7 protein-coding genes are annotated in these 11,674 nt (G+C 34.8%); 3 read left to right on the plus strand and 4 right to left on the minus strand.

Annotation, left to right across the window (positions count from 1 at the left end; genetic code table 11):
- Positions 1-14: 14 nt before the first annotated feature.
- Positions 15-647: a DUF3800 domain-containing protein gene (locus E7Z78_RS07145; protein ID WP_303724472.1), complete on the minus strand. Its 633-nt coding sequence runs from the start codon at positions 645-647 to the stop codon at positions 15-17.
- A 322-nt stretch (positions 648-969) separates the two neighbouring features.
- On the opposite strand from E7Z78_RS07145, the gene E7Z78_RS07150 reads away from it, so the two are divergent.
- Positions 970-1,758 carry a SpaA isopeptide-forming pilin-related protein gene (locus tag E7Z78_RS07150; protein WP_303724473.1) on the plus strand — a complete coding sequence of 263 codons (789 nt, stop codon included), beginning with the start codon at positions 970-972 and terminating at the stop codon, positions 1,756-1,758.
- A 70-nt stretch (positions 1,759-1,828) separates the two neighbouring features.
- Here E7Z78_RS07150 and E7Z78_RS07155 read toward each other — a convergent pair whose 3' ends face one another.
- From E7Z78_RS07155 to metK, 3 genes are all read right to left on the minus strand, one after another.
- The gene (locus E7Z78_RS07155) at positions 1,829-3,622 is read right to left on the minus strand and encodes a hypothetical protein (protein ID WP_303724474.1); all 1,794 of its coding nucleotides are present in this window, start codon (positions 3,620-3,622) and stop codon (positions 1,829-1,831) included.
- Between the two features lie 345 nt (positions 3,623-3,967).
- Positions 3,968-8,101 carry a right-handed parallel beta-helix repeat-containing protein gene (locus tag E7Z78_RS07160; protein WP_303724475.1) on the minus strand — a complete coding sequence of 1,378 codons (4,134 nt, stop codon included), beginning with the start codon at positions 8,099-8,101 and terminating at the stop codon, positions 3,968-3,970.
- A 211-nt stretch (positions 8,102-8,312) separates the two neighbouring features.
- Positions 8,313-9,488: a methionine adenosyltransferase gene (metK, locus tag E7Z78_RS07165; protein ID WP_303724476.1), complete on the minus strand. Its 1,176-nt coding sequence runs from the start codon at positions 9,486-9,488 to the stop codon at positions 8,313-8,315.
- A 474-nt stretch (positions 9,489-9,962) separates the two neighbouring features.
- Between metK and E7Z78_RS07170 the strand changes: the two genes are divergently transcribed.
- Together E7Z78_RS07170 and E7Z78_RS07175 are read left to right on the plus strand one after the other, a co-directional pair.
- Positions 9,963-10,661 carry a type II CAAX prenyl endopeptidase Rce1 family protein gene (locus E7Z78_RS07170; protein ID WP_303724477.1) on the plus strand — a complete coding sequence of 233 codons (699 nt, stop codon included), beginning with the start codon at positions 9,963-9,965 and terminating at the stop codon, positions 10,659-10,661.
- Positions 10,662-10,893: 232 nt separating this feature from the next.
- Positions 10,894-11,436: a hypothetical protein gene (locus tag E7Z78_RS07175; RefSeq protein WP_303724478.1), complete on the plus strand. Its 543-nt coding sequence runs from the start codon at positions 10,894-10,896 to the stop codon at positions 11,434-11,436.
- Positions 11,437-11,674: the final 238 nt, after the last annotated feature.

The raw sequence follows: 11,674 nt of genomic DNA on the forward strand, positions 1-11,674 counted from the left end.
TCATCTCACTAATGCTAATTTTTATAGATTCCAAAGATTTTTTTATTCTCCATTAAGTCAATGTATTTCGCATTCTGATGTTCTGCTTTTTGAAATACTGACCATGAGATTAAATCTGCAATTTGCAAGCCTTTATAATTAATTGAATCCCCATGCATTATGCTTACCGGATGGTTTTCAACATTATTTAGTTTTGATAAAAAGAGATCATTGAAATTATTAATATAATCTGGATTGAATTTGGATTTATCTACAATAATGCAAGTGGGAGATGTTATTTTTATTTTTTCAGCTAGTTTCGATGCTATTTCATCATATAATGCATGATGATTGTAGAAGTTTGGTATTTTATCAAGGTTTTGTTTATCCAAGCATATTGCATAGACTTCATATTGAAGGTTATTGACTTTTCTGAGTATCTTTTCGATGATATGTTTGTCCGTTTTGTTTCCTTTAATCTCGGGAGCTTTATGGATACGATTTCTATTATCTCTTTTTACTTTTTTAATAATTCTTTTAAGAGAACGTGGACTATCAACTACAATAGCCCCCATAACAAAATGTTTGGAACTCGAATAACTGTCTCCCAAATCCCCACTTTCATCAATGTAAATATACTTCATAACAGTAAAATGTATGCTTGACATTACTTAAAAAAGTTTTTAAAAATTCCTGTTTTTTATTTTCAAAACAATATTGATATGAATTCGTAAAATTACCCTCAATTAAAACTCCATACTCATAGAAGAAAAAAATAAGCAAATAAACTAAAACTAAAATTTTGAAAAATTCAAAAAGTTAGTAGTATGCCTAAAAAAAAATACAAAATTATTATAAAAAAGAATAAATCACTTTAAATAAGATTAATTATAAAAAATTATCACAACAGTTTAAAAACTACTATCAAAGGATTTAAACATTATTTGTAAAATAATTTTTTTCATAAACATTAAAAAACGTGTGATTTACATGAATTTCAAAAAAGCTTCAATAATATTATTGGGATTGCTAATGCTGATTTTTGCAATGGGTGCAATATCCGCAAGCGAGGATATTCAAGGGGACACGTTAAAATCAAACATTACCATACCAGATAATTCAACAGATACTGATCAAAGCATTGATAATGAGACAATCCCTGAAAACAAGACACCTGAAAAGATCAAGACAAAAGTCAAGGCAGATGAAAAGGCAGTCAAATACAAGAAAAGCTCATATTATAAAATCAAAGTGCAGGATGAAAATAATACCCTGTTGAAAAACCTGAAAATAAAAGTGGTCGTTAAATCCGGCAATAAAGTCAAAACATTCAACATTAAAACAAACTCAAAGGGCATTGCCAAATTCAACACTAACGGTTTGAAAGTTGGAAAATATACTGTAAATATAACTTCAGCCGATGATAATTATAATATATCACAAACCTCAAAGATATTTGTTGGAAAATACTATTCCGTTCTCGTTCGCTTTTCCTATGTTAAAATGCTGAAAAATAAGGATAGAATCAAATTGAAAGTTGTCTATGATAGCGATAAGGGAAAAGAGGTTACAATTGCTTTCAAAGGTAAGGCAAAATTCACCAAAATCATAAAGGCAAAGTTCATTTTCTACAAGCCAAAGAACAAGAAAGTCATTACAAAAAAGGAATACAGCAAATTCAAAAACGGCAAGTGGGAACTGCCGGATAAGGACTATTCATTCAAATATCTGATATGGAAAGCGAAAGTGTATTACATATCATATGAAACAAAATCATAAAAAAAGAATAAAATGAAGGATTAAAAATCCTTCCTATTTAATTTTTACAAATCTATTTACAAAAGAAGAATCATCTGATTCTTATCATACTTTTTTTGGAAACGATAACGTTTTTGTTACCGGACATTATCTTAACCTTGTGTTTGCCGTATTTGAGTTTTTTTGTATTAAATTTGGCAACACCATTCTTGTTGGTCTTGACAGTATATGTCTTGAACTTTTTGCCTGTGTAGACCTTCAGCTTGAGCTTGATGCCACCCATTGCCTTTTTGGTTGTCTTGTGCTTAAGTGTTACCTTGAAGTATTTTGATTTTTTGTGCTTGAACTTGACTTTAGGAGCCTTGACTATTGCCTTTGCTTTTTTGACATTAAGGGTTGTTGTCTTTAGGACTCCAGGAACTTTCACATATCTTTCATCACCAGGGTCAGCTCCCCAAATTCCGAATGCCTCATAGACGCTTATCTTATAGTATCCTGCGTCCAACTTGGATGCTTTAAGGGTTGCTACCCCATTGGAATCTGTTACAATAGGTATGGAATATGTCTTTTTGGATGATTTTACAACGACCAATAGCTGAAGCTTCTTGGCAGGTTTACCTGAAGGGTTGATGAGAACCTTGATTTTTAGGGTCTTTCCTGAATAATAGACAGTAACAAGCTTGTCTGCAGTCACCTTGAATGGAGACATTGCTTTCAATCCATTGTCCAGAGTCTTATTGTTGAATGTCTTTGAGTTGTTGACAATTATTTTTGGAGACCTGACCGCTCCCTCTTTGTTGGAAATGAAGCTGCAGTTGCTTATCTTAAGCACTCCAGGTTCGTAATCGTCCTCGCCCACTGCATTGTCACAGTATATTGCTCCAGCATAGTTGGCAACATTGTTTTCAAATTTAGAATCCTTAACATCAATCTCATATCCGTAGATCGCTCCACCTTTTCCCCCACTATATGTGGCTGAATTTCCTTTGAAGGTACAACGGACTGCATTGACATATTCTGAATTCACAGCACCTCCGCAATAGTCGCTGAGCCCTGGGAAACTCTTGAGATAATTTGATTCGAAAGTAGTGTTTGTCAGGTAAAGCTTGTTTCCATTAATAGCACCACCCAAATTGGCATAATTTCCCTTGAAAAGACAATCAGTGATTCTTGCAGTGTAAAGGAAAGTGATTCCTCCCCCATCGCGCTGCGCATGGTTTTTGATAAAATTACAGTTTTCAAGCTCAAGATTGTAGGCAGATATTGCACCACCATATGAGTTTGGATAGATTTCAGATTCAGGCTCTTCTACATAATTGCCTGTGAAATTGGAATCGGTGACATTACATAGCCCTGCAGTGAATGCGTTTATCGCTCCGCCTTCATAATCATTGCGATTGTTTTCGAAACTGCATCCATTAATGTTGAGGTTAACATTGACGTCATCAACAAATCCGTCAGAATCGGCAAATATCGCACCGTATTTCGCATTGATGAATCTTATATTGTTAAATGTTACAGTGACCTTTTTTGTGATGTGAAAAATCCCTGAGAGTTTTTTTGCATCCAATGTGGCATCACCAACCCCATTGAATGTCAAGGATTTCTTAACTGCAATATCTTTCCCTAAACTTGTGTATGTGCCGTTCAATTCAATTACATCATTATCTTTTGCGCTGTCCACTGCCTTTTGTATATCATTGAATGACTTGCCTTCAGGAGCAACTGTGGACTCCAGAGGCACGTCATCTTCAGACTGGACAATATCACTTTCAGCATCGGATACCTGGGACAATTCCAAATCAGAATCGCTAGCGGATGCAAAGCCGATGCAGAGAATGAACAAGACCAGCACTGAAAATATTAAGCATTTTTTCCGCATCATTTTTCTCCCTCCATGAAATTTGTAAAATTCATTTGTCAATTATCATATTGTTTACATAAACATTTAAACATACTCATGAAAAATCCAGTAATATAATCCAAATTCAGAACTGTGATGATAATGCCTGAGACAATGAACTTTATTCCAAGTCAGGGGGCCTGAGAATTATTAATTTTAACAGGATTTATTTAACGGTTCAGGCCATTAACTTGTTGAATTAATAAGCATCATTTGATCTAAAATAAGCATTATCGCATAATCAAAAACAGGAATAAGATCATGCATAGGAAAAGCATTCAACAATGAAAATTATAAAAAAAGAAGAGTTAAGGAGAATGATTCCCCTTATTTGATTTTGATTTTAACCTTTTTTGTAACCTTATTATAGTACTTGTTTCCCTTGAAGGTTACTTTTGACTTAAATGTTCCCCTTTTTGTCAGTTTTTTAATCTTGAAGGTAGCCTTACCCTTGCTGTTGGTTTTTGCCTTATAGGTTTTACCCTTGATTTTGATGTAGACTTTCACTTTCTTAAGTGGAGTCTTGCCGTATTTAAGGGTTATTTTATACTTTTTAACCTTTTTAGACTTTTTAAAGGTTTTCTTTTTGGCAGTCAATTTAGGAGTAGCCTTCTTAACGGTGACCTTGATGGTCTTAGCTGATTTGACGTAATTGGCATTTCCATTGAATGTGACCTTGGCGTAATACTTCTTAGGAGCAAGTGACTTGGTTGACACCTTGACCTGACCGTTCTTATCGGTAGTGTAGGTCTTAGCACCATTCAATGCAACAGTCACCTTAGCGCCACTTATTGGATTTCCGTTAGCATCCTTTAAAGTGATTACCAAGTACTTATTGGCCTTATAGATGGCAGTTACCGCATTGCCGATCAATTGTGTTTTAAGCGGATTGACAGTTATTGTGAAATTAACTGTTACAGAATAGTGGTCCTCATCAGGCACTGTTGTAACGGTTAAATTGTATGTTCCTGCATTAAAACCAGCTAGTGGAATGACATTGTCTAAAACACTGACATCAACGCCGTTAATCTTGGCAGTGATTGCAACAGCTCCCTCCGTTTTGACATTGATTGAATCTCCATAATTCACAACGGTCTTATCAAGTGTTACTGTTGAGTTTGATTTGTCAACTGTTATGGTTGCATTTTTGACAGTCACATTGTCCAAGCCAACATATGATGCAGTGACATTGTATTCACCAACATGATCAAATGCATGAAGAGCCCACCAGGTGCCGTTTGAAGCATAAGATGCATTTATTTTAGTTCCATCAGCCAATATGAACTGGAACTTACCATCCCATAATAAGTTTTTCGGAATGTTGGATTTTGCAGTGATATTGACTGTCTTGTTGGTGGTTGTAACTGAAGTTACATTTATATTAAACTGGATGTCAGGCATTGCTATTTCCACTGTCCTGTTAATTGATGTGAAGTTTTCATATTCAGTATTGAAAACTGCATAATAAGAGCCGACAGGCAAGTCCACATTCCATCCTTCACCGCTTAAACAGGTATAATTACCAACCCAAGTGTCATTATCCTTAAAGTATACGCTTATTAAAATTTTTCCATTAGTTATTGGCATGCGACTGATTGTTGTTGTTAGGTTAAATGTTAATTTCTCACCGGAACCGCAAAATGAGTTGAAATCAGTAGCATTAAATTGAGGTGAAAGAATTATTGTATTGTTATAGGTATCTGAATCTGTTTTGAAAATGCAGGAATCAGCAAAAAGTGAAGGTTCCCAAGTAAAAATAGCACCACCCTGAGGAGCGGAGTTACCTTCAAAATAACAAATTGTCACATTAACATCCTGTTTAGCCATGAAGAAAATAGCACCACCATACTTAGCAGCATTATTATCGACAAAACTACAATTTGTCACATTGTCATTGTCCATAGTGAAGTGAAGTGCACCACCATAATTGTTAGCCCTGTTGTTAATGAAATTACAATTTGTCACATTACCGGAAGTACCAAAGAAAACCGCTCCACCATCATCTTTAGCAGCATTGCCTGTGAAATTAGAATTTAGAACAGTGCCTGATTTACTGCGGACAGCACCACCATTATGAGCCGCGTAATTGTCCACAAAAATACAATTTACAACATTAGATTTCTCTTTGAAGTAAACTGCACCACCATAATAGTCCGCCCTGTTGTTAGTGAAATTACAATTTAAAATCGAACCAGATTCTGCGAAATAAACCGCACCTCCGTTTCCTCCTTCTTCGCCTTCTTTTTTAGCATAATTGTTCTTAAATGAAACATTCTCAACAACTCCATAAAGTGCAGCTAATGCACCACCGTTTAATGCTGTGTTTCCAATGAATTCCCCATTGAATATTACGTATTCAAAGGTTACAAAGAAATTGACGCCTCCTCCTGTATGAGCAGTGTTGTTGATGAAATTAACATTGAAGACAATGTGCTGAGGAGTTTCACGATAGTTTACAGCCCCACCATACAAACGGGCAGTGTTGTTTATGAAATCACATGTGAATATGCTATTTGATGATGCATCTTTAAATGTTATTGCCCCACCGTTTCCAACAGTGATATTAACTTGTCCTAAGGCACTATTGTTAATATAACGGCCGGTGAAGTTATTCTTATCGGTAGTGTTATAGAAAAACATTGCTCCACCACAGGATTTTGCAATGTTGCTTATAAAATCGCTTTTGAATTTATTGCTGTTAGCCTTCTTGTAGAAAAATATTCCTCCACCATACAGTGCGTAATTGGTCTGGAAAATACTTTCAAATATATTGTTTTCAGCTAAAGAATTGAAAAATATTGCTCCTCCACTGGCTTGCAATGCATGGTTGTCATAGAATTCTGCGGAAAAATTGTTATTGGTTGATTGTCCTTTGACATATATTGCTCCTCCTGCCCTTTCAGCATCATTATCCCTAAAACAACCGTTAATTGTAACCTTATTGATTTTATCGTTAAAGTATATTGCACCACCGTTTTTTGCACTATTGTTAATGAATGTGGAATTGATTTTAGAGTCTGAAAAAGCATTTTCCGCATATATTGCTCCACCAGATTTATTAACCTTATTATCATTAAATACTGAATCCAATATGTTCATATTACCTGTAGTATATATTGCACCCCCATTAGTTGCATTATTGTCAGTGAACATACAATTATTCAAATTACCTGAACCTCTGATAGCACCACCATTTTCTGCAATATTGTGAGTGAAGTTAGAATCATTGATTGTGAATTTTCCTCTGAAATACACTGCCCCACCATTTTGGGCTTCATTATCTATGAAATCAGAATTGTTAAGTGTTGATTCACCTCCGAAAAATATTGCACCACCATACCCTGTTGCATTATTTTTCATGAACCTTGAGTTTAAAACTACTCCTTTATCCATAAAACATATAGCTCCACCTGCAATCTCTATTCCCTCATCGTTTACAGCGTTGTTTATGAAAACACAGTTTTCAACTCTTCCAGGGTTTGGGAAATAAAGTGCGCCACCAAGTTCATCTGCACTATTGTTTATGAATATGCTGTTCTTCACTGTCACATCATCACTCATCATATAAATCGCACCACCATATTGAGACGCACTATTGTTTGTGAAATTACAACCCTCTACGATGCCATTTCCACTCAAGTGAATCGCACCACCACCTTGCATACCAGTTGCGGTATTGTTTATGAATGCTGAATTTTTAATGATGATTCTCCCATATCCAATATGAATTGCACCTCCACGCTCTGCACGACCACTTGCGAAACTAGAATTTATCACAGTCGCATTCTGATTGAATTTGACTGATCCACCATTATTACTCGCAGTATTGTCAACGAACATGCAGTTTTCTACACTTCCTTCATTACTGAATAAGACTGCACCTCCATCTGTACCAGAGTTATCAGTGAATTTGGAATTTTCAACAGAACCCTTGTTTTTGAAATAGACTGCTCCACCATAGGACGCACTATTGTTTTCAAACTCACAGCCATTTATAACACCATTTTGCTTAAATATGACTGCTCCACCATAAGCTCTTCCACTGTTGTTGATGAATTTAGATCCTTCAATGCTTCCATCTTTTTCAAACTCGACAGCACCAAATGAATTAACAAATCTAATGTTTTTCAATGTCACGTTACTGGCATAAACGTGGAATATTAAAGCCTGATTGCCACCGTCTATAGTATGGTCGTTTCCGTCAATTACAAGATTATCCCTTGTGATGTTTATTCCATTTAATTTAAAATCTTCATCTTTTGTTGAGTTGAAGATATAATCGGTTTCCAGTTTGATTTCCGGCTTTTCTGCTTTTGAGATTGTATCATTCAGCTGTGAAAAATCACCAGCACCACTATTGGCTATTGGTGCAGAATCAATTGTGTCCTCCACTGCCATTAAATCCGTTGTCTCGTTATCTGCTGCATTAGCACAGCTCAGAATTGCCAGAAAAATAATCATTAATGTTGCAAGAAATATTTTTCTAATCAGAATTCCTCCTATTTTTAACTTAATAATAATTTTGTTAAATTAATTATATTAATTTATATATGTTTTAAAAAAAAATGCCATATAACATATACAATACTGTTGCTTTTTCAATATACAGTAAAGATTAATAAATAAAAAAAAGTAGTTTAGAAACTTACCCTAAAGTAAGTTCCGTCAATATTTAGTTTTTAATGTATTTCTTCAAGTCTTCAGCCTTGTCGGTTTTCTCCCATGGAAGACCTTCAATACCGAAGTGACCGTATTTAGCGGTTTGTTTATAGGTAGTGTCGCGTAAACCTAAGGTTTCAATGATTCCGTCAGGAGTCAATCTGAAGTTTTCACGGACAATCTCTTCAAAGGTCTTGTCGCCAATGTCAGCGCCGGTTCCATAGGTGTCCACCATGACGGATGTTGGCTCAGCAACACCGATAGCGTATGAAACTTGGATTTCACATTTTTCAGCAAGTCCGCTTGCTACAATGTTTTTGGCAATGTATCTTGCCATGTAACATGCGCTTCTGTCCACTTTAGTGCAGTCCTTACCTGAGAATGCTCCTCCACCGTGTCTTGCATATCCTCCGTAGGTGTCCACGATGATCTTACGGCCGGTTAAACCTGCATCTCCGTGAGGTCCTCCGATTTCGAACTTGCCTGTAGGGTTGATGTGTATCTTGGTGTCTTCTGTAATCAATCCTTCAGGAATTACGGCCTTGAAGAGCTTTTCCTTGATGTCTTCGTGCAATTGTTCCTGGTTTTCAGACATTGTCTCATCGTGTTGGGTGGATAATACCACTGCGTCAAGGGACAATACGTTGCCGTCCTTGTCGTAGTTGACTGACACTTGTGCCTTACCGTCAGGCCTTAAGTATGGAAGTTCTCCGCTTTCACGAAGCTCTGTTAATTTATTGGTTAACTTACGTGCTAAATCAATAGGATATGGCATCAATGATTCGGTTTCATTGGTTGCAAAACCGAACATCATTCCCTGATCTCCAGCTCCGGTTTCCTCATCTCCCCTGTCAACACCTTGGTTGATGTCCTGGGACTGTGCATGGAGCCTGTTTTTAACTTCACAGGAATGGCCGTCGAATTCGAGTTCAGGCTTGTCGTAACCGATTTCAATGATTGTGTCCCTGATGATTTTCTCAATATCCTCATTGGACAATTCAGTGTTTGAAGTAATCTCACCGAATACCATAGCAAAATCGGTTGTTACGCAGGTTTCACATGCAACGTGTGAATTCTTATCTCCTGCCATGTATGCATCCAATATCGCATCAGAAATGATGTCTGCAACCTTATCAGGGTGTCCTTGGGTTACGGATTCTGATGTAAATGTTCTATATACGTCGCTCATAGTATCACATTATATTGTTATCTTAATTCTTAACTCATTCGATAAGTTTAGAAGAATTTAATAAATTTTACATTATTACTTAAACTTTTATCCTAAATTATATTTAAATAATAGTGCTAAATTATAGATTTTTAGGGTTATTAGTCATGCTTGAAAAAAATGTTATTAATGAGATATCTTTTGAGAAATTATCAACATGTTTAGCATAATTTATATACCATTTAATTCATAATCATATTCAGAGTTAAAAAATTCATCTTGAATTTTGTTAATTCAAATTTTCTGTGTTGATTCTCAATACCTAATCGGTATGTTGTAAACTATATTACAATATGGGTATTGAACGATTGAAAGAATCTCAAATCATTTCAAATGATGAGATTCTTTAATTAATCGTCTGATTTTTTATTAATTTTTAGGAACGTTCTCATTAAAAAAAAGATATTAATATAATAATTACAGATTATCTAAATGATGAACATAATGAAACACTTAACATTTGATGAGACAAGGGATTATCCGTATTATAGGCATAACCCTAAAATAGCCAAGTGGCAATGGTTCGTGTTGATTTTTTTGCTTCCTGTCGCACTATTCGGCCAGTTTTTGTTCCCTTCCGAGTTCACTGGAGGCATATTTTTCTGTTTTGCACTCTTAATTCCATTGCTTTACTTTTCAAAATGGGACTACAAGCTTTTATTCCACAAGCCAACAAAAAACGAATTGATCCTTGCCGTTTTAATGTTTGCAGGATATATGATTTATGCAATAGTTATCGGTGAAATCCTGACCGTGCTCAATCTCGCTGGTTCCGAAACAGCATCTTCATTTCCTGTAGATATCGTAAGCATAATTTCCCTGATATTTTCCATGATGGGAGAAGAACTTTTGAAATTTATTCCACTGATGTTCCTATTAAGGCTATTCTATAAGTTCACAGACAATACAAAAGTTTCCATGGCACTTTCAGTGGCCATTGTGCTTACAGTGTTTGGACTGATGCATTATTACCCTGCTGAAAACACCATTATCAGCGTTTTGCTTCTGCAGGGACTTGGAAGCATGTTTGAGATGTACGGTTATATCAAAACCAAAAACCTGTTTGTCCCCTACATAGCACATCTCCTAACAGATGCTGTAGCATTCATAGCTATTATGCTGGGACCAATGTAAAATGTTAAAAATATGTTTCGCATGTTCTTGAACCTAACATGCGAACCTTTTATATATTCCTTGAATAACATCACCATTACAAAATTGTTCTCATTTCGTAAAATTGAAGCCTTATTGTAAAATTTACTTGAAAAAACCATCTTATATAAGTTAATATCATTTAAATTAAATGTAAAATTCTTTAAATACTCAGTAACATAATATAACTCCAACAACAGTTGGAAGTCAAAATATGGCAAAGTATTCTACAGAAAAGATATTAAAAAACATTGATGAAGAGATAGCAAGAATAATGTTAGAAACCCTTGATGCAAACCTGATAAAAATGAAAATATGGGTAAAAGAATACCCCTCATTTAATCCAAACGACCATATTCCTGACATGGAATTAGAATTAAACTTTAAAAATAAAACAATCATCCTTCAAACAAATAAAGAAGATCTAAATTTATCACAAAAAGCATTAATCTGTGCAGCAGTAGGAGGTAATAATCAAGAATCTCATGAAGAAATGACCATGATTGTTTTGAGCAATACAAAAAAGTCAAAAAGGGTAAAAAGTTTCTTTGAGAGCGGCCGTATTTTAAAATCTCAAACTATAAATTTAAAAGAATTTAATCCCAAATCAATAATTAACAATATTAAAGAAAATATTGAAAAAAATAACCCATTAACAACCACAGATATGATGTTATATGCATTAATTGCAATAATTAAAGGTTATGACCCTTTTACAAACAATCTTCTTATAAATACTAAAATTATAACTAATTGAAACAAAATACATTTTTTAATATTTAATAAGTTTCATAATTTAAAAAATTATTTGCACCATATTTAAATATAACATTCGAGTTATTACTTTTTTCAACTACCACGACCTAATAGAGGTTGTGGATTGTGAGTTTATTCTTGCAATCCACTGGTTGAATAGCCTAAGATATTAAATTATCTACGTTATCGGAAAATATTTTATAGGTACCTATTGGATGTTTAAGCCTAGTCTGTAGCTC

The organism is Methanobrevibacter thaueri, from assembly GCF_015062915.1.
Lineage (GTDB): Archaea > Methanobacteriota > Methanobacteria > Methanobacteriales > Methanobacteriaceae > Methanocatella > Methanocatella thaueri_B.